Origin of the sequence: Brevibacterium oceani, from assembly GCF_017948325.1 — a bacterium.
GTDB classification, from domain to species: Bacteria; Actinomycetota; Actinomycetes; order Actinomycetales; family Brevibacteriaceae; genus Brevibacterium; species Brevibacterium oceani.
On the sequence record NZ_CP072846.1, the window covers coordinates 3,852,668 to 3,877,075 of the forward strand.

General features: G+C 66.0%; 19 protein-coding genes. 8 read left to right on the forward strand and 11 right to left on the reverse strand.

Going from position 1 to position 24,408, the window contains the following annotated elements; genetic code table 11:
- Nucleotides 1-32: 32 nt before the first annotated feature.
- Entirely contained in the window at nucleotides 33-1,064 is a 1,032-nt protein-coding gene (locus tag J9314_RS17130; protein WP_210603479.1) for an NAD(P)H-dependent flavin oxidoreductase, read from the forward strand.
- Here the strand turns inward: J9314_RS17130 and J9314_RS17135 are convergent.
- Nucleotides 1,051-2,280 carry a UPF0158 family protein gene (locus J9314_RS17135; protein WP_210603480.1) on the reverse strand — a complete coding sequence of 410 codons (1,230 nt, stop codon included), beginning with the start codon at nucleotides 2,278-2,280 and terminating at the stop codon, nucleotides 1,051-1,053. The genes J9314_RS17130 and J9314_RS17135 overlap by 14 nt on opposite strands.
- A gap of 70 nt (nucleotides 2,281-2,350) precedes the next feature.
- Nucleotides 2,351-3,082 (reverse strand): response regulator, encoded by a 732-nt coding sequence (locus tag J9314_RS17140; protein ID WP_281412347.1) that lies wholly within the window; start codon nucleotides 3,080-3,082, stop codon nucleotides 2,351-2,353.
- A gap of 168 nt (nucleotides 3,083-3,250) precedes the next feature.
- Between J9314_RS17140 and J9314_RS17145 the strand changes: the two genes are divergently transcribed.
- The 3 genes from J9314_RS17145 (at nucleotide 3,251) to J9314_RS17155 (ending at nucleotide 7,235) form a co-directional block, all read left to right on the forward strand.
- A complete protein-coding gene (locus J9314_RS17145) occupies nucleotides 3,251-4,165 on the forward strand; it encodes a hypothetical protein (RefSeq protein WP_210603481.1) in 915 nt (304 codons plus the stop codon).
- Nucleotides 4,162-6,192: a sensor histidine kinase gene (locus J9314_RS17150; RefSeq protein WP_210603482.1), complete on the forward strand. Its 2,031-nt coding sequence runs from the start codon at nucleotides 4,162-4,164 to the stop codon at nucleotides 6,190-6,192. The genes J9314_RS17145 and J9314_RS17150 overlap by 4 nt, the downstream gene beginning before the upstream one ends.
- A 197-nt stretch (nucleotides 6,193-6,389) precedes the next feature.
- Complete coding sequence (locus J9314_RS17155) at nucleotides 6,390-7,235, forward strand: hypothetical protein (protein WP_210603483.1); 846 nt, start codon at nucleotides 6,390-6,392, stop codon at nucleotides 7,233-7,235.
- On the opposite strand, the gene J9314_RS17160 is transcribed toward J9314_RS17155, so the two are convergent.
- A complete protein-coding gene (locus tag J9314_RS17160) occupies nucleotides 7,185-8,222 on the reverse strand; it encodes a CPBP family intramembrane glutamic endopeptidase (RefSeq protein ID WP_210603484.1) in 1,038 nt (345 codons plus the stop codon). The two genes, J9314_RS17155 and J9314_RS17160, sit on opposite strands and share 51 nt — an antisense overlap.
- 181 nt (nucleotides 8,223-8,403) lie before the next feature.
- On the opposite strand from J9314_RS17160, the gene J9314_RS17165 reads away from it, so the two are divergent.
- Together J9314_RS17165 and J9314_RS17170 are read left to right on the forward strand one after the other, a co-directional pair.
- Complete coding sequence (locus J9314_RS17165) at nucleotides 8,404-9,753, forward strand: sensor histidine kinase (protein ID WP_210603485.1); 1,350 nt, start codon at nucleotides 8,404-8,406, stop codon at nucleotides 9,751-9,753.
- A complete protein-coding gene (locus J9314_RS17170; protein WP_210603486.1) occupies nucleotides 9,750-10,382 on the forward strand; it encodes a response regulator in 633 nt (210 codons plus the stop codon). The genes J9314_RS17165 and J9314_RS17170 overlap by 4 nt, the downstream gene beginning before the upstream one ends.
- Before the next feature lie 81 nt (nucleotides 10,383-10,463).
- Here J9314_RS17170 and J9314_RS17175 read toward each other — a convergent pair whose 3' ends face one another.
- Both J9314_RS17175 and J9314_RS17180 read right to left on the reverse strand, forming a co-directional pair.
- On the reverse strand, nucleotides 10,464-11,225 hold the full coding sequence (locus J9314_RS17175; RefSeq protein ID WP_210603487.1) for an SDR family NAD(P)-dependent oxidoreductase: 762 nt from the start codon (nucleotides 11,223-11,225) through the stop codon (nucleotides 10,464-10,466).
- A 265-nt stretch (nucleotides 11,226-11,490) separates the two neighbouring features.
- A complete protein-coding gene (locus J9314_RS17180) occupies nucleotides 11,491-12,069 on the reverse strand; it encodes an NADPH-dependent FMN reductase (protein WP_181274991.1) in 579 nt (192 codons plus the stop codon).
- Nucleotides 12,070-12,361: 292 nt separating this feature from the next.
- Between J9314_RS17180 and J9314_RS17185 the strand changes: the two genes are divergently transcribed.
- Nucleotides 12,362-13,024, forward strand: a complete 663-nt coding sequence (locus J9314_RS17185) for a TetR/AcrR family transcriptional regulator (RefSeq protein WP_181274992.1) — start codon at nucleotides 12,362-12,364, stop codon at nucleotides 13,022-13,024.
- A gap of 68 nt (nucleotides 13,025-13,092) precedes the next feature.
- On the opposite strand, the gene J9314_RS17190 is transcribed toward J9314_RS17185, so the two are convergent.
- The 4 genes from J9314_RS17190 to J9314_RS17205 all read right to left on the reverse strand — a co-directional run bounded on the left by J9314_RS17190 (nucleotide 13,093) and on the right by J9314_RS17205 (nucleotide 18,752).
- Nucleotides 13,093-14,826, reverse strand: coding sequence for a dipeptide ABC transporter ATP-binding protein (locus tag J9314_RS17190; protein ID WP_210603488.1), 1,734 nt, complete (start codon nucleotides 14,824-14,826; stop codon nucleotides 13,093-13,095).
- On the reverse strand, nucleotides 14,823-15,899 hold the full coding sequence (locus J9314_RS17195) for an ABC transporter permease (RefSeq protein WP_246490475.1): 1,077 nt from the start codon (nucleotides 15,897-15,899) through the stop codon (nucleotides 14,823-14,825). The genes J9314_RS17190 and J9314_RS17195 overlap by 4 nt, the downstream gene beginning before the upstream one ends.
- The gene (locus tag J9314_RS17200) at nucleotides 15,899-16,990 is read right to left on the reverse strand and encodes an ABC transporter permease (protein WP_181274994.1); all 1,092 of its coding nucleotides are present in this window, start codon (nucleotides 16,988-16,990) and stop codon (nucleotides 15,899-15,901) included. The genes J9314_RS17195 and J9314_RS17200 overlap by 1 nt, the downstream gene beginning before the upstream one ends.
- Before the next feature lie 127 nt (nucleotides 16,991-17,117).
- Nucleotides 17,118-18,752 (reverse strand): ABC transporter substrate-binding protein, encoded by a 1,635-nt coding sequence (locus J9314_RS17205; RefSeq protein WP_181274995.1) that lies wholly within the window; start codon nucleotides 18,750-18,752, stop codon nucleotides 17,118-17,120.
- A gap of 476 nt (nucleotides 18,753-19,228) precedes the next feature.
- Here J9314_RS17205 and J9314_RS17210 point away from each other — a divergent pair, with 476 nt between their 5' ends.
- Entirely contained in the window at nucleotides 19,229-20,767 is a 1,539-nt protein-coding gene (locus tag J9314_RS17210) for an alanine/glycine:cation symporter family protein (protein ID WP_210603489.1), read from the forward strand.
- Nucleotides 20,768-21,005: 238 nt separating this feature from the next.
- On the opposite strand, the gene fbaA is transcribed toward J9314_RS17210, so the two are convergent.
- Nucleotides 21,006-22,031 (reverse strand): class II fructose-bisphosphate aldolase, encoded by a 1,026-nt coding sequence (gene fbaA, locus J9314_RS17215; RefSeq protein ID WP_210603490.1) that lies wholly within the window; start codon nucleotides 22,029-22,031, stop codon nucleotides 21,006-21,008.
- A gap of 265 nt (nucleotides 22,032-22,296) precedes the next feature.
- Nucleotides 22,297-24,207 carry a BCCT family transporter gene (locus tag J9314_RS17220; RefSeq protein WP_210603491.1) on the reverse strand — a complete coding sequence of 637 codons (1,911 nt, stop codon included), beginning with the start codon at nucleotides 24,205-24,207 and terminating at the stop codon, nucleotides 22,297-22,299.
- Between the last annotated feature and the right edge of the window lie 201 nt (nucleotides 24,208-24,408).

Here is a 24,408-nt window from a genome sequence, read left to right on the forward strand (position 1 = left end):
CCACCACCGGTCGAGACCAAGGAGAGACACCCATGACGATCGCCTTCGAGACGACAAGCCTGCCCATCATCGGCGCACCCATGGCCGGTGGGACGACGACGCCCGAACTCACCGAAGCCGTCGCTCGCGCCGGTGGGTTCCCGTTCGTCGCCGGCGGGTACCTCACCGCCGAGGCTCTCGCGTCGCTCATCGACCGTATGCGTGAGACGACGGAGACCTTCGGCGTCAACCTCTTCGCCCCGAATCCCGTCCCGATCGATCGCGCGGCGTTCGACACCTTCGTCTCCGCCCTCGAACCGGCCGCGGCCGAACGAGGAGTCACTCTCAATCCCGAGCCCGTCGACGATGACGACCACTATGCGCAGAAGGTCGACTGGCTCATCGCACACCCCGTTCCCTTGGTGTCGACGACGTTCAACCTGCCCACCGCCGAGGTGGTCGACCGCCTCCATGCCGTCGGCACGCAGGTGGTGGCGACCGTGACCACTGCGGAGGAAGCGCGCACCGCAGCCTCATACGGAGTCGACGGCCTCATCGTTCAAGGTCCGCGAGCCGGCGGGCACTCGGGGACCGCGGACCCGACTCGGGAGATCGAGGATCGGACGACCGTCGATCTCCTCTGCGATATCCTCGCCGAGGTGGCCCTGCCCGTGGCGGCGGGAGGCGGAGTCGACAGCGAGGCCATGGTCGCCGAGCTCCTCGATGCGGGGGCGAGCGCGGTCGTCGTCGGGACCTTGCTGCTGCGCTCCGATGAGGCGGGGACTGCGCCCACGCACCGTGCCGCGTTGGCCGCCGACGAGTTCACGCAGACCCAGCTGACCAGGGCTTTCACAGGTCGCCCGGCGCGAGCGTTGGTCAATGACTTCGTCCGCGACTTCGACCGGCTCGCCGTGGATGCCTACCCGGCGGTGCACCACCTGACGAAGGAGTTCCGCGCCGCGGCAAAGAAGGCAGACGACCCGCACGGCCTGCATCTGTGGGCCGGGACCGGTTACCGGAATGCGCGCGAAGGCTCGGCCGAGACGATCATCAAGGATCTCGGCTCACGCGTCACACGACCCTGATTCCGTTCTCGGCGAGGATCAGTCGCGCCCGCCCGTACTTCCGGTCTTCAGAGAGCTGAACCCATCGGTCGCCGAGGTCGTGCTCATCGACGAACCGACGGAACCGCCGGAAGGCCCCGGTCCCTTCGATCGCGAGCAGTCCATTGTCCCGGGTCTGCGGATCGCGCAGACTGGAGACGAAGGCCTGCATGTCTTTCCACGCGTCTTTGGTCTCTGCGCGATCGAAGGAGATCCAGCGGTCGGGATCGTCATCGAAGTCGATATGGTCGTCACCGTATTCCACCAGGTACGCATCGATGACCTCTCCGCTCCTGAGGTCGATATAGCCCCCTGTCGATTCCTCGAACTCCCCTTCGTGGACCAACGAGAGCATGTCGATGTCGATGGTCAGGTCGAGGCCGGGAACCTGTTGGCTCTGCAGTTTCGCCAGCAGCGCCTCGGCGAGTTCGCTGTCACCGGGAAAGCCGCGGAAGGTCAGGCGATTGATGACGGAGAGTGCAACCGTCTCGGCTTTCTCACGGTCACGCTCGAGTGCCATGGACAGCCCCTCGCCGAGCTGTTGGAGGATGCCGTCGATGTGCCTGCCGAGGAGTGCGGCGATGAGACGGTCGGCATCCTTCGTCGCTGTGGCGGCCCTGACCTCTCGGCCGTCGACGAGCGGCTGATCGTCCTCGTCCGGCCAGTTCCTCTGCAGCATCGGATCGGCGGGTTTCGGTTCGGGCGGGACCGGTTCCGTCCCATCGTCGGTCGCCCATCGCCTGCCGTACTGGTCGGGCATCGCGCCCCATCCCCAATGAGCCACGAGGCGGTCGGGCACTTCCCCGAACATTGCGACCGGGTCGATCTGCCGGGTGCCCACGGTGCACCGGTGGACCCAGTTGTCACCGAGATCGAAGGTGAAGCTGAACTCGTCGCCGGGCGCCACCGTGTCTGCCACTGTCACTTGAGTGAAATCGAGTGCGTGCTGGAGCGGCCCGGTCTCATCGGCGCCGAATTCCTCGGCGCTCACTTCGTCCGTGAGCACCCTTCCGTCAGACAGGGTGAAGACAGAGAGATGACCCAAATCCCATCGGGCGAAAGCCGTATTGACCGCCTCGGCAAGGTCGGCGAAGGTATGCGACGGGCCTACCGCGAATGCCCTCCCTGGTCGCGGCCAGAGAGTGGTTCCTCTGCCGCCCAGAAGTTCGACCTCGATGTCCAGCCATGTGTTCGCCATCGTTCAAGTATGCGTGCCGCAGTCTCTCGGAGCCAAGGGGCGGCGTCGCGAATCGGAGTCGCCCCGCCCCTCAGCTCCCCGCGACGACCAACCCCGACTCGTACGCGGCGACGACGATCTGGGTGCGATCGCGCAGGCCCAGCTTCCCGAGGATCCGCGATACGTGCGTCTTCACCGTCTGCTCGGCGAGGAAGAGCTGCTCGGCCACCTCGGAGTTCGCGTGGCCCTTCGCGACCAGGGTCATCACGTCGATCTCCCGGTCCGTCAGCTGCCCGAGTACAGCGGTGTCCTTGGCCACGGTGGGACCGGCGACGTATTCGGCGATGAGCCGGCGCGTCACCGAGGGAGCGAGCAGCGACTCCCCGCCGGCGACGACCCGCACGGCGGTGATGAGATCCTCGGCGGTGGCGTCCTTGAGGAGGAATCCGCTGGCCCCCGCTCTCAGCGCGGAGAACACGTATTCGTCTGCATCGAACGTGGTGAGCATGATGACGCGCGGGTGTTCGCCGGGCATGGCGAAGATCGCGCGGGTGGCGTCGAGGCCGTTGAGGGTGGGCATGCGGATGTCCATGAGGATGACGTCGGGGTCGGTGCGGCGGACGAGGTCGACGACGGCCGATCCGTCCTCCGCGCTGCCGACGACCTGCATGTCCGTCTGCGCGTCGAGCAGCGCCCCGAACCCCTGCCGGACCATCGCCTGATCGTCGACGATGGCCACCCGGATCGTCGTCGACGACGGTGGGGGCACACTCGCCGAGGCGGCTCCCCCGTACCCGTCCTGCGTTCCCTCAGATCCTGGCATGGTTCCAACCTACCCGAACCGCGGTCACAGTCACCCGCGAAACCTGCGGGAATACGGTCCCGGCGGCGCCACATCCGCGATCTTCACCCTCAGGTAGCACCCCCGGTCCGACACATTCACTCGTTCGTATGATGTGCTTCGGCAGGCCCGCTCCTTAGCGTGACGCTCATGATCATCACCGCCATCGTCCTCGCCACCGCAGCAGCGTTCTGCCTGGCCCTGGGCACACACTTCCAGCAGCACGCTGTGGCCGTCATGGCCCCGGGCCTGCGTCGCCGAGCCACGTGGGTCACCGGCCTCGGACTCATGGGGCTGGTCACCGTGCTCAACGTCATCGCGCTCGGGCTCGGCCCGGTCTCGATCGTCCAGCCCATCGGCGCGGTCTCCCTCGTCTTCGCGGCCGTCATCGGCAGGCGGTTCTTCGGGCTCCGCCTCGGCGCCCCGCTGCTCATCAGCATCGCGGTCACCCTGTTCGGGGTGTTCTCGTTCGTGACCACCTCGGCGCGCCACTCCCACGACATCGTCTCCACGGACCAGTCGGTGACATGGCTGCTTGCGGTGCTCTTCGCTCTCAGCGTCTTCGCGGGCCTGTTCTCGATGAGCTCCGCCGGGCACATCCCGCGCGTGGTGATGACCGGCATCGTCTTCGGCACGGTCGCCGCGGCCACGCATGTGCTCGCCCGGTCGGTCGTCGTCGCCGGTCTGCCCGGCCTCGATGCCTGGGGAGCACGGTGGTGGCTGCTGCTCGCAGCGGTGGGGGCAGCCTCGGCGGCGGGGTTCTGGCTCGTCCAGACCGCCTATGCCTGCGGCCCCGCCGAGACTGTGCTCGCCGGCCTCACGGTCATCGATCCGATCGTCGCGGTGATCATCGGTGCTGCGTTCTTCGGCGAATACTCAGGGCTCACCCCGCTCGCCGTCGCCGGGCTGCTCGTCTCCGCCGGCATCGGCGTCGGCGGCGTGTGGATGCTCTCCCGCTTCCACCCGAAGGTCCTCGACTCCCCCGGTCCTCCCCGTGGAGCCGTGCCGGCCCGCACACACCCATCGTCCCCAGCCGCACCTGCCCACCAAGGAGCCCAGTCATGAACAATTCCACTGCCCCGACAGATGTGACCTCCTCCATCGACGGGTCCCACCCCACGACCCCGTACTCTGAAGAGGTGCCCCACCCAGCAGAGCCCCAGCCGACAGGTCCGCCCGACGGACCCTCGGCGCTGACCCCTGCGGCCCGGGACCGGTCCTGGTGGGCTCGGCTCTGGCACAACCTCGGTCGCGATGCCGGGCTCATTGCGCCTGGCCTCATCATCTCCCTCATCGCGTTTCCGGTGCTCATCACCCTCTTCTCCGTCTCGATCGCCACGGTGATCGTCTGGGTCGGTGTCCTCCTCCTGCCGCTGACGCTGACCGTCGCGCGCGCATTCGGCAGTCTCTCCCGCGCCCGTGCCCGTGCTTGGGGTGCTCCCATCGCCGAGGCGGCGCCCCGTCCCCGCGAACGCGGACTCCGCTGGTGGCTGGCTCCCTTAGGTGATGCTCGTTCCTGGTTGGATCTGCTCTTCGAGGCCGTGTTCGCGCTGCCGATCAGGCTCCTCACGTTCTCCGTCGCCGCGGTGTGGTTCTTCGGCGGACTCGGCGGTGCCACATTCTTCTTCTGGGGTCGGTTCCTGCCCGAGGGAGGCGGGAACACGGTCGATTGGGTCGTCGCGTGGGTGACGAACTCCCCCGTCACGGACCGCGGATTCTCCGCCGAGGCGACCTTCCAGTTCGTCGTCGGACTCATCCTTCTCCTCACCTTCCCTTTCATCCTCCATGCCATGGCTCTGCTCGAGATCGTGACGATCCGCGCGGCCCTGTCCGCCGACACGACCGAGGCGCACTCGAATTCCCGCCCGGGCATCACTGCAGCGGTGGTCCCATCGTCACCGAACCCTGCCGTCTTCTCCTCGGCCACCGGCGGTCTGGGCTGGTTCTGGCTGATCGCAGGATTCGTCGGGGTCGTGCTCGTCGCGATCTCCTGGCCGGTGACGACGGTGCTCTACGGCGTGCCGACGGTCTTCGCGATGCTCATCGCCCTCGCCCTGAGCGCCGCCCTCGTCCTCGCCGTCCGCTGGCCCAACGTCGGGATCGGACTCGGACTCGCAGCCCAGATCGCGGGCATCGTGCTCACCTCGGGCAGTTCGGGTGAGGTCTGGCCGTTCACCGTCACCTCGCTGCTTGCACTCGTGTTCCTCCACCTCATCATCGGACTGCGGCAGAGCTGGATTCGGCTGGTGGCACTGTGGACACTCAGCGCCGTCATCGGGGTGCTCGCGCTCATCCTGCCTCACGCCGGCGGGTTCGCAGGCGCCCTGGCCAACGTCATCACCACGATGGCGATCGCCGCGGGTGCCGGACTCATCGGCGTCATCGGCAACCTCCTCATCCAAGGTCGCCGTCAGCTCGAGACCGAACGTGAACTCAGCGCCGCCGAACTGGCCAAACGGCAGGAACTCGAGGAGCGCAACCGGATCGCGCAGGAACTCCACGATGTCGTCGCGCACAGCATGTCGGTCATCAGCGTGCAGGCGACGACGGCGAAATACCGGCTGCCCGAGCTCGATGAGCGCAGCCTCGGCGAATTCGATTCGATGGCCTCATCGGCCAGGCAGGCACTGACCGAGATGCGGGGCCTGCTCGCGATCCTCCGCGGCGGTCGGAACGCCGACCTCGCGCCGCAGCCGAGCCTCGAGGACATTCCCGCGCTCGTCGACGTCACCCGCGGATCGGGGGCCAGCGTCACGCTCGACTTCCCCGATGATGCACCCGTCCTCTCCCCGACGTCGAGCCTGACCGCCTTCCGCGTCGTTCAGGAGAGCCTGTCGAATGCTCTGCGCCATGCAGCCGGATCCTCCGTATCGGTCACCGTCGCCCAGGTCGGGCAGCGCCTGGAGATCACCGTGGTCAATGGCACCCCCGACGCCGAGGCGGCCACGGTCGCTGGAGCGAAGAGCCACCTCGGCGGAGGTTTCGGACTCAGGGGAATGCGAGAGCGCGTCGAAGCGCTGGGTGGGACCCTGCGGGTGGGACCGACCGACAATGGCGGGTTCGAGGTCAGAGCGTCGGTGCCTGCCGAATGAGAGCCATCGGGATGCGGGTGTTTTCGACCAAGGTATCCTGATAGCCGGTATCCCCTCCGGAAGGCTAGGTCACCGTGGCTGAATCATCCCCTCCTGAACACCTCTCTTCACCCCAGCAGCGCTCGTCCCCATCCGCGCAGGCGTCACTGTCGGAACGGCCGGCATCCACGCCGTCGGATCCTGCAGATGCATCGGCGGTGCAGGGCCCGTCCCATTTCGCCCGGGTGCTGCGGCGGACGATCGCCATCGTCATCGTCGTGGCCTTCGGCCTGGCAGCCGTCGGTGGAATCATCGTCATGCTCGGCGATGTCGAGTCCGAAGCGACGTTCCAGGTCATCGGCACGACTGCGGTGACAGGAGTATGCAGTGTCGCCGCATTCTGCGGGGCGACGCTCATCGGCCGCCGTGCACAATGGTTCGGCAGCGTCACAGTCCTGCTGGCGGTGCTCACTCTGGCGCTGAGTCTTCTGTTCCTCTGGGGCGATCCCTATGGGTGGACTGCTCCTGTGCCCGGCTCCGGAGGCACAATCGTCGGCGACGTGGCCGACCAACTTCTCGTGTCGTGCGTACTGGTCACTGCCGTCGCTTCGGTCAGTGCCCTCATTCTGCTGCTGGTGCAGCGGTCATGGGTTGTGCAGGTCGGTCTGCCGATCACTCTCGGTCTCCTTGTCCTCGGCACCGCGCTGTTCCTCATCACGATCTGGGTGGAGGCCGCTTGGGAATACGACTGGCTGACCCGGCTCAACGGCATCGTCTGGATCCTCGCCGCGCTCGGCGTCGTCGTTGTCCCGCTGTCCTCGCTGCTGCTCAAGGCTGGGGCAAAACCGGCAGCGGTGAGCGCCGCGGCGACGGAGCCGGAGCTAGCCGACCCGACACTGTCGCCTTCGACCCTCGACCGCCTCGAAGCCGCTGCGCGAGCCGAGGGGATCACGGCCGACGAACTCGTGGATCGCCTGCTGACCGACGACTCGCCATCTGCTCCGGGCACCGCGTCATCGCCTGGCGACTCCGCGACCGGACAGGACACCCATCCTCGACACTGAGCCGCCTCGGCGACGGTGATCGAGGACCACGAGGATGCCGACGATGATCGGGGCGGCGATCGACACGACGGTCTCGATCGTCGGGGAGCTCGTCGCGTTGAGGTCGGCTCCGGCGAGGACGCCGAGGATGAACGCGAAGAGGTTGTTGACCACGTGGAACGCGATTCCGGCTTCGAGTCCGCCGGTGATGATGGTCAGCGTGCCGACGATGACGGCGAAGATGCCGACGTCGATGAGCCCGGGCAGGTCGTACAGGTGGCCGAAGACGAACAGCGGCACGGGGATGAGCACGGCCCAGGCCGGGTGGCGCAGCCAGCTGCCGATGACGTTCATCGCCAGGCCGCGGAAGATGATCTCCTCGGCTGCGGCCTGGAACGGGACGAGGAGGATGAGCGCGACGAGCATGACGAGCACGTTGCGGTTCCACACGATTCCCGAGGTCAGGCCGCCGATCGCCCCATCGGAGAAGAGGATCATGACGATTGCGCAGACCACCCACACGGACGCACTGAGCAGCAGATAGCGGGCGAGCCTGTTCCACCGCAGGCTGCGGCCCAGCGAGATCATCGAGGAGAACCAGCACCGGTAGATGCAGAACGTCGCGAGCTCTGCAGCCGGCCACATGAGGATGACGCTGAACAGGCCGAAGACGACGCCGGTCGGGGTGTTGAAGTCGACGAGACTCTTCGACCACGCATCGAAGTCGCCGCCGGCACCCAGAGTGACGAGCGCCCAGACGAAGAAGCCGCCGAACTCGGCGACCAGCGCCACCAGATAGAAGACTGCGGTCAGGACGACCACGAGGATCGGCTTGAACCATCGCTGGTTCGGCAGGTCGGCGAACTGCCGATGGTATCGCCGAGGCGGTTCGACGGACGTGGCCGTGTGCGGGTCCGTGTGCGGGTCCGTGTCGGAGTCGGTCGAATCCAGACCGTTCGCGGACGGCTGGACTGCTTGATCAGAAAATGTGTGCGGGAGATTTCTCATGCCTCCACCCTCTCGAAAACGAGGACCGCCGACCATCGGCCAAGGGCATGACTCGTGTCATCCGATCGGGCGAGAGTCCACGTCAGAGCGCCTACGACCGGGCACCCGAGTCCACCCGGCCGAACACTTTTCATCCTTTCGGACGACAGCCTGGCCTCCTCCGCCCGGGTAGGGTCGAAGGGTGACTCCTCGCCCCGCCCGCCGCCCGCTCGCGCGTGCCCTCCTCTGGACCGGCATCGCCGCAGTCGTCGGTGTGCTCCTGCTCGTCGTCGTTGTCGGAATCGAATGGCCGACGGTGGAGGACGCGGGTTCGGCGACGGGTGCGCTCAATGCCGAACTCCTCATCCATATCGTCTTCGGACTCGTCGCCCTCGCCTGCCTGCCCATCGTCCTCTTCTTCGACGGGCGGCGAGTTCCACGCAAGCAGCTGCGTCCGAAGGTCCTCGCCGCGGAGAAGCTGCGCGAGTTCCTCACCGTCACCGGCCACGGCGGTGAGGAGTTCCTCGCCGCCGATGGGTCCGTCGAATCACTTCAGCGCCGCCCGGGAGGGTGGGTCCCCGTCACCGTCGGCATCATCGGGATCCTCATCGGCACGGTCAGCACGCTCGGTGCCTTCGCCGCCTCGGTCATGCTCATCTCTCTGTCGGCCAGACGCAGCTGGGCCCTCGACTTCGGAGCCCTCGCCGCGGCCGTCGCCGGGCAGACTGCCACCTATGTCCTCACCCCGCAGGCTGCGGGTGCCTTCGAAGTCCCGCTTTTCGTCACCAGCGGCGTCATCTTCGCCGTCATCGTCATCATCGGCGTCATCTGCGGTGCCCGCGAGCAGGGCTTCGTCGACTCGGCCGCCCAGAACCTGCTGCGCGAACGCTCCCGACAGGATCGCGCCATCGCCGAGGTGCGTCGCGGCATCGCCCGCGACATGCACGATTCCCTGTCCCATCACCTCTCCGTCATCGCGATGTACTCCGGGGCCTTGTCGGTGCGGCAGGATCTCGACCCTGACGAGGTGCGCCAGAACGCCCGCCTCATCGCTGATGCCGCCCGTCGTTCCGGTGTCGAACTCCGCGAGGTGCTCACCATGCTGCGCAGCGACGATCAGGGCACGGTCATCGATCCCGACATCGACCGCCTCGTGGCCGGTCGCGGGGACACCGTCGAACTGCGGTACCTCGATCCTGTCGATTCCTCGATGCTCAAGCGGTGTGGGGCACTCGAGAGGACGACGGTCTACCGCTTCGTTCAGGAGGCGATCACGAACACGGTCAAGCATGCTCCCGGCCGGAAGGTGACCATCACGGTCGGCATCGATGCAGGCGACAGCACCCTCGAACTCGTGGCGAGCAATCCGTACACGGGCCTGGCCCCCGCTTTCCGCGCCGGCGCGCAGCAGCTCGTGTCCGGGTCCGGTCTGGGGCTGCTCGGACTGCGGGAGAGGATGGAGGCCATGGGCGGCGATCTCACGGTGACGACGACGCCCGAGTTCACCCTCCGCGCCCGCATCCCCATCACTCCGACCAAGGAGAGACCATGACGATCCGTGTCATCATCGCCGACGACGAATCGCTCATGCGTTCGGGGCTGAAGCTCCTCCTCGGCGCGGCGAACGACATCGACGTCGTCGCCGAGGCGGCCGACGGCTCCGAAGCCATCGACCTCGCCCGCCGCCTGAGTCCCGACCTCGTGCTCATGGACATCCGGATGCCTGTCGTCGACGGACTCGAGGCCGCACAGACCCTGCTGAGCGACCCCGATCATCCGCAGGTGCTGATGCTCACCGCCTTCGGCACCGACGATTTCATCCACCGCGCCCTGCAGTCCGGGGCGGCCGGCTACATCCTCAAGGACACCCCGCCCGAGGACCTCATCAATGCCGTCCGCGCGGCTGCCGACGGCACCCGGACCCTGTCGACATCGGCCCTGGAGACCCTGCTGACCTCCCGTCCGACCACCTCGGCGCCGGGTCCGGATCCGCTCGGATCCCTGTCGAGTCGGGAACGGGAGATCGCCGAGGCGGTCGCTAAGGGTTTGACGAACGCACAGGTGGCAAGGGCTCTGTTCGTGTCGACGGCGACCGTGAAGACCCACCTTGCGCGCATCTTCGACAAGCTCGAGGTGAGCTCGCGGGTGCAGCTCGCGCTCTTGGTCAACGAGAAGCGGTGAGACACCCCGCCTCAGACGGACGCCGCCCGCTCGCATGCGTGCGAACGGGCGGACGGCAACCTCGGTGAGGGTGTCAGGCGATCATTTCGGGGCCATGCGGATCGCGCCGTCGAGGCGGATGGTCTCGCCGTTGAGCATCGGGTTGGCGATGATCGATTCGACGAGCTGAGCGTATTCGGTCGGCTTGCCCAGCCGAGCAGGATGGGGCACGGACTTGCCGAGGGATTCCTGCGCCTCGGCGGGCAGGCCGGCCATCATCGGGGTCTCGAAGATGCCGGGGGCGATCGTGACGACGCGGATGAGAGAAGCGGCGAGTTCGCGGGCCATCGGCAGGGTCACAGCGGCCACGGCGCCCTTCGACGCCGAATAGGCGATCTGACCGATCTGACCATCGAAAGCCGCGACCGAGGCGGTGTTGACGATGACTCCGCGCTCTTCGCCGTCCGCTTCCTGCTGCTGCATCGCGGCGGCCGCCAGGCGGCAGACGTTGACGGTGCCGACGATGTTGATGCCCAGCACCTTCTGGAAGGCGTCGAGGGGCAGGGGGCCTTTCCGCGAGACGAGCTTGCCGGGTGTGGCCACGCCGGCGCAGTTGACGACGACGCACAGAGTTCCGAGTCCGGTCGCGGTGTCGACGGCGGCCTGGACCTGGTCTTCGTTCGTGACATCGGCGGTGACGAAGTGGGCGGCGTCGCCGAGTTCGGCGGCGACCTGATGCCCCACCTCGGCGTTGAGGTCGACCATGACGACCTGGGCGCCGGCGGCCAGGAGTCGTTCGGTGGTGGCGCGGCCGAGCCCCGAGGCTCCGCCGGTGACGAGGGCAACAGTGTTCTGCAGATCCATGGGTGTCCTTCGCATCTCTGAGTGAACGTTTCTTCGGTTCGACTCTAGCCCAGCCCTGTGTGACCGGTCACTCGTGGTGCGGCTCTCGATTCGGGCGCGGGGATCGGTCGCCTGATAGCCACCTCGGCGAGGGTGCCGACGGTCGTAGGAACCATACGGTTCGGGTACGACGAGGCCCGCCGGTCGTTGGGCCGGCGGGCCTTGATCCGATTGCCTGCGGTGTCGCGTCCCTGGTGGGGGCGAGCTCAGGCGAGCACGATGAGGCTCAGGCGGCCTGCTCCTCTGCGGCGGTCTCACGCACGGACTTCAGGGCCTCGCCCCAGGCCACGATGTCGGCGACCATTGAGGCGAACGGAGCGGCAGAGACCTCGGTCGGGGCGAACTGACCGTCGGCGACGTCGGTGAAGATCGAGAACGAGGTCTGGTCGCGGACGACGGCGAGCTTGTAGTTCGCGAGGATGTGGCGCAGGTGCTCGGCGGCACGCACGCCCTTGTCGGCGCCGTAGTTCACGATGCCGGCGACCTTGTGGTTGAACTCGGTGGCGACGAAGTCGAGGGCGTTCTTCAGCGAACCGGAGATCGAGTGGTTGTACTCAGGGGTGACGAAGATGAAGGCGTCGAACTCCTCGAGCTTCGCGCCCCAGGCCTTCGTGTGCTCGTTGGTGTACATCTTCGCGCCGGCCGGAACCACCTCGTCGAGGAGGGGCAGATCGAAGCTGCCGAAGTCGACGACCTCGGCGCGGACGTCGTCGTTGCCGGCGAGCTGCTGCTCGACCCAGGCGACGATCTGCGGGTTGAGCGCCTGCGGGCGCGAGGTTCCGGGGATGATGGCAATGTTGAGCATGGACGTCCTCAAATCGGTTGGCGGTAACGGCCGGTGAACGACCTCGGTGGTCGAGTTCGCGGGCAGAGCACGGGGCGCTGGAGTGCCTGGCTCCACCTCACCGAACATGCTTGAACTCTCAATCATTCCCGGTCGTGCGCGTGTCCCTGGTCACATCCTCGGCGCTCGCTTCGTCGACTTCCTCGCGAGTTCGGGCCCGACGGGACCGTTCGTCGTGTATGGTCGTGGGGCAAGTGAAAGATTGTTCGATAGAAGAGCAGGCTTCGACGGAAAGCCGGCAAGGAGCCCGACCATGGCGCGCTCGACCAACGGCCGCAACAACATCCTCCGCTCGGCCCGGGACACTTTCGCGGACAAGGGATTCGACGGGGCATCCATCCGCGACATCGCCCAGACGGCGGGGCTGAGCCTCTCCGCACTCTACTACTACTTCCCCTCAAAGCAGGAAGCTCTCTACGAGCTCGTCCACACCGCCTACTCGTGGTACATCGGACACGCTCGCGCCGTCATCGCCGAGGTCGACGACGACCCGGTCGATCAGCTGGCCGTGGCCGTTCGCTACCTCGCCCGCTACCGCATGGAGAATGTCTCGGTCTCGACCGTGCTGCTGCGTGACACCGAGCGGCTGACCGGAGACAACGCCGTGACGGTCAAGGAATTGCAGAAGGAGGCACGCGAGGTCATGGGCGACATCGTCCGGGCCGGCATCGACACGGGAACCTTCCGCGTCGAGAGCTCCACTCTGGCCACCCGCGCGATCCACTCGATCTGCAACTCGCTCTCGCTGTGGTATCGGCCCACGGGCGATCTGACCCCGGACATGATCGAACGCGACTTCACGCAGTATTCGCTGCGCATCCTCGGCATCGATCCTTCCGAAGAGGAGCTCAACCGTCTGCTCGGCCTGCCGGTCAACCAGGCGGGCATGCTCGACTTCATCGCCGACACCAAATAACCCCTCTTGCTACCTGACGGCGGCCCAGCAACCTCGCGCGAGGTTGCTGGGCCGCCGTCGGGTAGTAACTAGGGGGTGCGGAGGGTGCGGGCGAGCTCGCGGCGCTTCGCCTGCTCGGCCGGATCCGGGACCGGGAGTGAGGCGATGAGGCGCTTCGTGTAGTCCTCACGCGGCGCACCGAGTACCTGCTCCCCCGTGCCCTCTTCGAGCAGCTCCCCGTGGAAGAGCACTCCGATGCGATCGGAGAGCATGTCGACGACGGCGAGGTCGTGGCTGATGAACAGGGCCGCGAAGTCGAACCGGTTTTGCAGTTCGACGAACAGCTCGAGCACCTTCGCCTGCACCGACACGTCCAGCGCCGAGGTCGGCTCATCGGCGATGAGCAGCTCCGGATCGAGTGCCAGACCACGCGCCAGTGAGGCCCGCTGCCGCTGCCCGCCCGAGAGCTCATGCGGGTACCGGGAGGCATACTCGTTCGGCAGCTGCACCGAATCGAGCAGCTCGCGCACCCGCTTCGACCGGTCCGCGGCACTGAGTTCCCGACGATGGATCGCGAACGGTTCGGCGATGCATTCGCCGATCGTCAGGTGCGGGTTGAACGAGGCCGCCGGGTCCTGGAACACGAACCCGATCCGACGCCGGATCTTCGAGAACGTACGCTCCTTGAACCCGACCATCTCATGTCCGAGCACGGACAGGCTGCCGCCGCTGGCCCTGGTCAGGCCCGCGATCGCACGACCGATCGTGGTCTTGCCCGACCCCGATTCGCCGACGAGTCCGTAGACCTCCCCGGCTCGGATGTCGAAGCTGACCTTCTTCACCGCGTGGAAGTCCGATCGGCCGATCCCGCCGGGGTAGACGATGTCGAGGTCGCGCGCGGTCACGATCGACTCCCGCACTTCCCCCTCCCCCGCCGAGGTGGCGCCGGCAGAGGTCTCCCCCGCCGAGGTGGCGGCGGCTTTCCGGCTGCCGACCACGGTCGAGCCGATCCGCGGCACCGCGGCGAGCAGCTCACGCGTGTACTGCTCCTGCGGGTCGCTGAAGAGCTGCTCGACAGAGGACACCTCGACGAGGTCGCCGCGGAACATCACGGCCACGCGGTCGGCGAGGTCGGCGACGACGCCCATGTTGTGGGTGATGAGCACGATGGCGGTACCAGTCTCATCCCGCAGCTCGCGGAGCAGGTCGAGGATCTCGGCCTGGACGGTGACGTCGAGCGCCGTTGTCGGCTCGTCGGCGACGATGAGCTTCGCGCCCAGCGCGAGCGCCATGGCGATGACGATGCGCTGCTTCTGCCCGCCGGAGAACTGGTGCGGGTAGTAGTCGAACCGGTTCTCGGCATCGGGGATGCCCACCTGCTTCATCGCGGCGACGACACGAGCCTTGAGCTCGGCCCTGCTCGCCTTCCGATCATGCGCGCGCAGGCCCTCGGCGATCTGCCACCCGACGGTGTAGACGGGGTTGAGCGCGGTCGAGGGCTCCTGGAAGACCATCGCCACATCGGATCCGCGCATCGACCGCAGCTGCTCGGCGGAGACGCTGAGCACGTTCTGGCCCGAGATGACCACGGCGCCCGAGCGCTGCGCGGTCTCCGGCAGCAGGCCGAGGATGGAGCGTGCGGTGACGGTCTTGCCCGATCCGGATTCGCCGACGATTGCGAGCACCTCACCGGGTGAGACGCTCAGCGAGACATCCTTGACCGCGTGCACGTCGCCGCCATCGGTGGAGAAGGTGACGTCGAGGGCGTCGATGTCGAGGATGCTGCCGGTGGTCCGGGCAGCGGTGTCGTTGGGCTTGTTCATGCCGTGACCTCCGCAGGTTTGACGTTCTTCGTCTTCGCTTTCCGTCGCACGCGCAGACGCGGGTCGTTGAGATCGTTCATTGACTCACCGACCAGGGTGATGCCGAGGACCGTGAGCACGATCGCCAGGCCCGGGTACACCGCGGTCCACCACACTCCGGACGTCACGTCCGGCAGCGCCTTGTTGAGGTCGTAGCCCCATTCCGACGCCGAGGTGGGTTCGATTCCGAATCCCAGGAACCCGAGCCCGGCCAGGGTCAGGATCGCCTCGGAGGAGTTGAGCGTGAAGATCAGCGGCAGCGTGCGGGTGGCGTTGCGGAAGATGTGTTTGGAGATGATCCGGGTCTTCGAGGCACCGAGCACGATCGCCGATTCGACGAACGGTTCGGCTTTCAGACGCAGGGTCTCGGCGCGCACCACGCGGAAGTACTGGGGAATGAAGACCACGGTGATCGAGAACGCCGCCGCCGCAATGCCGCCCCACGCACTCGACTGCCCGCCGGAGATCGCGATCGACATGACGAGAGCCAGCAGCAGGGTCGGGAAGGCGTAGACGGCGTCGGCGATGACGACGAGGATGCGGTCGAGCCAGCCGCCGATGTAGCCGGAGACGAGACCCAGGATGACTCCGGCGAAGATCGACAGGATGACGGCGACGACGATGACGGCCACGGCGGTCTGTGCTCCCCAGACGACGCGGGAGAAGACATCGTAGCCGCCGACCGTCGTGCCCCAGATGTGAGTGCCCCCGGGCGGCAGCTTCGATCCGAAGTTGCCCTCCGAGGTGCCCAGCTGGTTGAACCCGTACGGGGCGATGAGCGGGGCGAAGATCGCGCAGATGAGCACGACACCGCACAGCACGAGGCCGGTGATGAGCATGCCGCGCTGCAGACCGACCGACTGGCGCAGGTGGGAGACGATCGGCAGGCGGGAGAACCAGGACTTCTTCGCCTTCTCATCGAAGGCGAGGGCGGGGGCACCGGACCCGGGCGCCGCCTCGGCGAAGGTGTCGGTGGGTTCTGTCGCCTCGGCAGTCTCTGCCGATTTCGGACTGGGATTCTCAGGAGTGGACATCAGTACCTCACTCGGGGGTCGATGAAGGCGGCGATGACGTCGACGAGGAAGTTCGTGATCGCCACGATGACGGCGAGGAACACGACGATGCCTTGGACGGCCACGAAGTCGCGGGCGGTGAGGTACTCGGCGAGTTTGAAGCCGAGCCCCTTCCATTCGAACGTCGTCTCGGTGAGCACGGCGCCGGCGAGCATGAGGGCGATCTGCATACCCATGACGGTGATGATCGGGATCAGCGCCGGGCGGTAGGCATGCTTGGTGACCAGGCGGTATTCGGAGATTCCGCGGGAGCGACCGGAGTCGATGTACTGCTGCTCGAGCGTGCCGATGAGGTTCGTGCGCACGAGCCGGAGGAACACGCCGGCGGTGAGGATTCCCAGCGCGATGGCCGGCAGCAACGCATGGGCGAGGACATCGCCGAGGACGGAGAAGTTCCCGATCCGGATCGCGTCGATGAGGTAGAAGTGCGTCGGGCCGACGACTCCGGACATGATGTATTCGGTCTCTGTGGTGCCGCGTCCGGCCACCGGCAGGATCGGCAGGAAGACGCCGAAGACGAGCTTGAGGATCATGCCCGCGAAGAACACCGGGGTCGCATAGCCGAGGATCGCGAGCACGCGCAGGGCGGCGTCCGGGGCCTTGTCACGGTGATAGGCGGCGAGCATGCCCAACGGGATGCCGAGGATGAACGCGACGATGAGCGCGTAGAAGACGAGCTCGACGGTGGCAGTACCGTAGTTGACCAGAATGGACGAGACGGGCTGGCCGTCGGAGACGGCGGTGCCGAAGTCACCCTTGAGCAGGTTGCCCAGATATTCGAAGTACTGGACGAGGATGGGTCGGTCGTAGCCGGCGGCGTGGACGCGCTCGGCCAGCTGGGCCTTCGTCAGGCGCCCGCCCAGCGCCGCGGTGATCGGGTCACCGGTGATGCGCATGAGGAAGAACACCAGAGTGGTGAGGATGAAGATGGTGGGAATGATGAGGAGGAAGCGGATGAGGACGTAGCGTCCCAGGCCCCCTCCCGAGGGCTTCTTGACCGCGACCGAGGTCTCGGCGGCCTCCGCCCCTGGTTCGCTGATGGCAGCAGACATGTGTTCCTTATGTATGTGTTTCGGTGCGCGGACGTGCCCGAGTTCCGGAGCGCGAACGCGCCACGAGGTGCAGGTGGGCCGGGCGGCTCACCTGCACCTCGTGAGGGTGTTCAGCTCAGACGTGCGATCACTTGCTCAGCAGCGCCAGTCGGAACTGGAACGCGGGGTCGAGGGTGTCATCGACGCCCTTGACATCCTTGCCGGACACGGCGATCTGGTTGCCCTGGAGCAGCGGCAGGGTCGGCAGCTCGTCGGCGAGCTGACCCTGGATCTTCTTCAGAGCCTCTTCGCGCTTGCCCTCATCGGCGATGGACGACTGAGCGTTGAGCTCCTTGTTCATCGTCTCGTCCCGATAATGGTTGCCGAGGAACGACGGGGTGTCATCGGTGTCGTAGAAGAACGGCACGAGGTAGTTGTCGGCATCCGAGTAGTCCGGGAACCACCCCAGCTGGTACATCGGATACACGTCATCGGTGCGGTCCTTGTTGTACTGCACCCATTCGGTCGACTGCAGGTTGACCTTGAACAGTCCGGTCTTATCCAGCTGATCCTTCACCAGGGCGTACTCGTCGCCCGAGGACGGACCGTAGTGGTCGGGGTTGTACTGCAGCTTGAGCTCGACCGGGGTCTTGACTCCGGCGTCCTTGAGGGCTTTCTTGGCCTTCTCGACATCGGCTCCGCCTTCGCCGTCGCCGTATTCGGACTTCAGCGGTTCGTCGGCGCCGGGCAGTCCCTCGGGAACGTGCGAGTACAGCGGGGTGTAGGTGTCCTTGTAGACCTGGCTGGCGATGGCCTGACGGTCGACCGAATCGGCCATGGCCTGTCGGACCGCAAGCGCCTTCTTCTCATCGGCGTCATCGGTCTTCGCGCCGAAGGGCATCGTGTCCATGTTGTAGACGATGTAGCGGATCTCGCCGCCGGGGCCCTTGTGGACCTTGAGGTCCTCGTTCTTGCCGAGGTCGTCGATGTCGGTGGCCGAGAGCGAACGCCAGGCGACGTCGATGGTGCCTTCCTGGACGTCGAGCTTCATGTTGTTCGCGTCCGAGTAGTACTTCATCTGCACGGTGTCGGTCTTCGCGGGCTCGATGAAGCCCTTGTAGTCCGGGTTGGCCTTGTAGGTGAGCAGCTCGTTGAACTTGAAGCCGTCGATCGTGTACGGACCTGCGAAGGCCTTTCCGTCGACGATGTCCTGATCCTTCGTGACCTTGTCGGCTGAGAACACGTCTTCGTCGACGATCGGGCCGGCGGCACTGGCGAGGACTCCCGGCCAGGTCTGGTCGTTCTTGCGTTTGAGGTTGAACACGACGGTCTTCTCGTCCGGGGTCTCCACGGACTTCAGTCCGCCCAGCAGCGAGGAGGGCCCGTTGGGGTCCTGGATCTTCAGCTGGCGGTCGAATGAGAACTTCACGTCCGAGGAGGTCAGCTCGTTGCCGTTGGCGTACTTGAGCCCGTCCTTGAGCTTGACCTCGTACTTCGTCGGCTCGGTGAAGTCTGCGGACTCAGCGATCGAGGGGTTGAGCTCGGCCGTGCCCGGCTTGTAGGCGAGGATGAACGGGTAGACCTGCTGCTCGACGAGCGAGCTTCCGTTGTCATACGCCGCGGCCGGGTCGAGAGCCACGACCTTGTCCGTGGTTCCGACTGTGAGCATGCCGCCCTCATCGTCTCCGCCGCCGCCCCCGGTCGTCGAGGTCGAGCAGGCGGAGAGGAGCAGAGCGCCGGCCGCGGCGATGGCCACAGCCTTTGCACCGGTTCGTCGTTTCATGGTGTTCCTGTCGTTACAGATGTGCTCTTCGTGTCGTCTTTGCTCGAAGAGATCCGCACCACATCATACGGTTCCCGTCCCAAATAGTGAACTGACGCACACGCTGTGACTCAGTTCGCAACGACTTCGCAACAATTCGCCGAGGCGGCTCTGACCTTCACAGCGAAACGTCCCTTGCCGGCCGGACGGGACAGATCTTCCCGTCGACCCGGGTCACCCCCACGACCGCCGCGAATCTCGACCCTCCGCTGCGCCGCCCGCCGCCCTGTCGGCGGGCGGCGCAGCGGAAGGCCGCCTCAGAGACTGCGATTTGCGCCACCGACGACAATCGGTTTGACTTATGAGGTGCATCACAGAGAACTGTCGAGAAACTCTCGAGATCCTGAACGCCCACACGGCAGTCAGCGTTCTGGCACAGACATTCCCGCAGTGACGTGAGTCGGGGATCCCGACTCGGAACCAACGAATGGAGAAGCGTGTCCGCTTTCATCGACTGGCTCAACGGGGTGGTGTGGTCCTCCGCCCTCGTCTACCTGTGCCTCGGCGCCGGTGTCTACTTCACGATCCGCTCACGCGCCGTGCAGATCCGCCAGATCCCCGCCATCTTCAAGCAGATGTTCACCGGCAAGAGCTCCAATGAGGGAGTCTCGTCCTTCCAGGCGCTGGCGATTTCGCTCGCCGGCCGCGTCGGCGTCGGCAACATCGCCGGTGTGGCCACAGCCATCGGCTTCGGCGGCCCCGGCGCCGTCGTGTGGATGTGGATCTCCGCACTGCTGGGCGCCTCGACGTCCTATGTCGAGTCGACGCTGGGACAGATCTTCAAGGAACAGGATCCCCGCACCGGCGAGTACCGCGGCGGTCCTGCCTTCTACATCGAGAAGGCGTACCGTCACACCAAGGCCAAGGGCCTGTTCAAGGTTTACGGAATGGTCTTCGCGGCGGTCACCGTGATCGCGATGTCCTTCATGCTGCCGGGCATCCAGTCCAATGCGATCTCCGGTGCCGTCGAGAACGCTTGGAGTGTGCCCACCTGGGGTACGGCGATCGCGCTCGTCATCATCATGGGCTTCATCGTCGTCGGCGGCATCAAGCGCATCGCGCACTTCGCCTCGCTGGCTGTGCCGTTCATGGCGGTCATCTACATCGTCGCGGCCATCGCCGTGACCTTCATCAACTCCGACCAGATCGTCCCTGTCTTCCAGCTCATGTTCACCTCCGCCTTCGGCATCGATGCCGGGCCGGAAGCGGCCTTCGGCGGCATCATCGGCATGGCCGTGCAGTGGGGCGTCCAGCGCGGCATCTACTCCAACGAGGCCGGGCAGGGAACCGGACCGCACGCGGCGTCGGCCGCCGAGGTCTCGCACCCGTCGAAGCAGGGACTCGTGCAGGCCGGATCGGTCTACATCGACACCCTCTTCGTGTGCTCTGCGACGGCGTTCATGATCCTGTCGACCGGCATGTACAAGGTCTTCGACGCCGACGAGACGACGATCATCGGCACCGGCCGCGGACAGCTGGCCGAAGAGATCGCCGCCACCCCGGGCGAGAAGTGGCCGCAGGCGGGGCTCGACTCGATGATCCACGGCTTCGGCGCCGGGTTCATCGCGATCTCGATCTTCCTCTTCGCGCTGACCACGATCGTCGCCTACTACTACATGGCGGAGACGAACCTCGTCTACCTGCTCGGCAAGGCGAGGAACACCCTGGTCCTGGCGGTCGGCAAGCGCATCCTGCAGCTGCTCATCCTCATCGCCGTCGCAGTCGGTGCGATGTCGACCGCGGGCAGTGCGTGGGCGCTCGGTGACATCGGCGTGGGTCTCATGGCCTGGCTGAACATCATCAGCATCCTCATCCTGCAGCAGCCGGCGTTCAAGCTCCTGCGCGACTTCGAACGGCAGACCAAGCTCGGTCTGGATCCGGTGTTCGAACCGGAGAAGGTCGGTGTGCGCAACGCCGACTTCTGGGATCAGCGGGTGGCTCGACTCAAAGCAGGCGAGGCGGTGCCCGAAGGCTGAGGCCACCGCGGCAGGTGCGGGTTCACAGGCTGACCCCACTGCCGCCGCGGTGCACGCCTCACGGAGACGACGAGGCCCGGGACAATGGCGTCCCGGGCCTCGCGCCATTCACCCACCGTGATTAGGTCACCATCGGACTTTGGGCGGCAAATATAGGTCAGCATCGGACATTTCCAGCGTTCAGAAATGTCCGATGCTGACCTGTATTTCGGCGGCGCCGCCGGTCTGACCCCTCAGCTCACTTGTTCACGCTGGTGCCTGCCGAGCCGAGGTTCTCGCACGCTTCGATGACGCGTTCGGCCATGCCCTGTTCGGCGGCCTTGCCGTAGGCGCGCGGATCGTAGAGCTTCTTGTTGCCGACCTCGCCGTCGATCTTGAGCACGCCGTCGTAGTTGCGGAACATGTGCTCGACAACGGGGCGGGTGAACGCGTACTGGGTGTCGGTGTCGATGTTCATCTTCACGACTCCGTGGCGGACCGCCTCGGCGATCTCCTCCGGGGTCGAGCCAGAGCCGCCATGGAAGACGAGGTCGAACGGTGAGTCCTTGCCGACCTGCGCGCCGACCTTCTCCTGGATCTCGCCGAGGAGTTCGGGACGGAGCTTGACGTTGCCGGGCTTGTAGACGCCGTGGACGTTGCCGAAGGTCAGCGCCGTGAGGTAGCGGCCCTTCTCACCTGTTCCGAGCGCACGTGCCGTGGCCAGTCCGTCCTCGACTGTGGTGTAGAGCTTGTCGTTGATCTCGTTCTCCACCCCGTCCTCTTCGCCGCCGACGACGCCGACCTCGATCTCGAGGATCGAGTGAGCGGCCGCCGAGAGCTCGAGCAGCTCCTCGGCGAGGACGAGGTTCTCATCGAGGGGAACAGCGGAGCCGTCCCACATGTGCGACTGGAAGTAGGGCTGGCCGCCGTTCTTCACACGTTCGGTCGATGCGGCGAGGAGGGGCTTGACCCATTCCTCAACCTCTTTCCTCGGTGCGTGGTCGGTGTGTAGGGCGATGTTGACGTCGTAGCTCTTGGCCACCTCGGCGGCGAAGACGGAGAAGGCGATGGCACCGCGCACGCGGTCCTTGATCGTCGGGCCGGAGATGTACTCGGCGCCGCCGGTGGAGATCTGGACGATGCCGTCGGATCCGGCCTCGGCGAATCCGCGGATGGCGGCGTTGATCGTCTGCGAGGAGGTGCAGTTGATCGCCGGGTAGGCGAAGCCCTGGCTCTTCGCGCGGTTGATCATCTCGGCATACACTTCGGGGCTGGCGATAGGCATAGACGCTCCTTGGTCGTTGATTGCAGTGCGCTTGTCGGTTGCTCCCAGCCTACTCGTTTCCGCAACGGCGCCAGAAGCATTCCGTATCGTCCACACGGAATTCCCACGCCGAGGCAGCTTTCCCAGGCCCGGAACCGATTCCTCACCGACCCCCTGAGCCAGGCAGGGGCTGTTTCCCGTGCGGCCCCAGATCACTTGAGAACGACGGAACCGCCCGAGCCACGGCTCGAGCGGTTCCGTCGGGAAGGACCGGTGAGGTTCGAATTCAGGACTCGGAGTCCGGTGTCCCAGTGTCCCGGGTCGGCACGTCGCGGCCGCTGCGCTTCTCGCTGCGACCGCCCGACTTCGCACGCTGTTTGCCGAGCAGACTCTGACTTCGCGTCAGCCGGTAGTCGATGCGTTCGTCGACCTTCTCACCGAGGTATTCGTCGAAGTCATCGGCCAGGTGCTCACCGACCTGACGGAACCGCGCCGCCCGTTCGATCGCAGCGGTCCGTTTGGCCTCCATACCGAAGGCCTTGATCGTGGACACACAGATGAGCAGCAGCACGATCGAGAACGGCAGCGCCGTCATCAGCGAGCCCGCCTGCAGAGCTTCGAGTCCGCCGGCCATGAGCAGCGCGATGGCGATCGCACCCTCCATCAGCGCCCACAGCACACGCGACCAGATCGGCGGGTTGGGGTGACCGCCCGAGGCGAGCATATCGACGACGAGCGAGCCCGAGTCCGAGGACGTGATGAAGAAGATCGCCACGAGGATGATCGCGATGACCGAGAGGATCGACCCCAGCGGCAGGCCCCCGAGGACGTCGAAGAGGACCCGTTCGGCCACGACCCCCTCGTCCGGGTCGACGAGATCACCGGCACCGAAGAGCTGCCGGTGGATGCCGGTGCCGCCGAGGACGGAGAACCAGAAGAAGCCGACGATCGAGGGCACGAGGAGGACGCCTGCGATGAACTCACGCACGGTGCGGCCCCGGGAGATGCGGGCGATGAAGACGCCGACGAACGGCGCCCAGGAGATCCACCAGCCCCAGTAGAACAGCGTCCACGTCGAATTCCATTCGGCGCCGTCCTCGCCGGAGTAGGCCCCGATGTCGAAGGTCATGTTGAGCACGTTCGCCAACCAGACGCCGAGCGACTCGACGAAGTTCTGGAACAGGAAGAGCGTCGGACCGAGCACGAGGACGGTGACGAGCAGAACGCCGGCCATCGTGAGGTTGATGTTCGACAGCCACTTGATTCCTGCGCCGACACCGGAGACCACAGAGGCTGTGGCTAGGAAGGTGATGATGACGATGAGGATGATGAGGAAGGTGTTGTCGTAGTCGCCGACGACGCCGATGTGCTTGAGCCCCGCGGAGATCTGCTGGACACCGAGGCCGAGCGAGGTCGCGATGCCGAAGACGGTGCCGAAGATCGCGATGATGTCGATGACATCACCGGCCCACCCTTTGACCTTGTTGCCGAGCAGAGGTTCGAGCGCCCAGCGGATCGACAGGGGACGGCCGCGACGGTGGATGGCGTAGGCCAAGGCCATGCCGAGCACGGCGTAGAGCGCCCAGGGGTGCAGTCCCCAGTGGACGAAGGTCTGGGCCATGCCCATCTGGGCGTTCTCGACATCGCCGCCTGCCCAGCTGGGCTTCGGCCCGGTGGTCGCGTAGGTCAGCGGTTCGGCCACACCGTAGAAGACGAGGCCGATGCCCATACCGGCCGCGAAGAGCATGGCGAACCAGGACATCACGCCGAATTCGGGTTGATCATCGTCCTTGCCGAGTTTGATCCTGCCGAACTTCGAGAAGCCGACGACGATGGCGAAGGCGACGAAGAGTCCGACGACGAGCATGTAGTACCAGCCGAGGTCGGTGACGATCCAGTTCTGGATGCTCGAGATGACCTTGCCGGTTCCCTCGGGCAATGCCACCGAGAAGACGACGATGCCGACGATGACGATCAGCGCCGGCCAGAACACTCGGGGTGCGATCATGCCCTTGCCGATGCGCACCCCCTGGCGCTGCAGCTTCTTCGTGATGGCGTCGTCGGAGTCGGATTCGCCGATGTGAAGCTTCTCCGGCAGATGCAGCTCGACGGGATCGGGTTCGCCGAACAGCAGCTGCTCGTCAGGGCCCGGTCCGAGACCGGTCCCCGATTCCGCACTGGTGTCGGGATCGCTCATGATTCCTCCTGATCAGTTGTCATTCACTGAGCACACTCTGCCGTATTCCACAGGTCGCTTCAAGACAGCTTCCAGCTTGGAGACGACTTTTCACCTGCTTCCGGGCAGGACCCAACCGCGCGCCCCGGACGCCGAAGCGACGTCACATGGCACCACGCACGCGGACCGCGGTGGGGAAGGGCAGAACCCTTCCCCACCGCG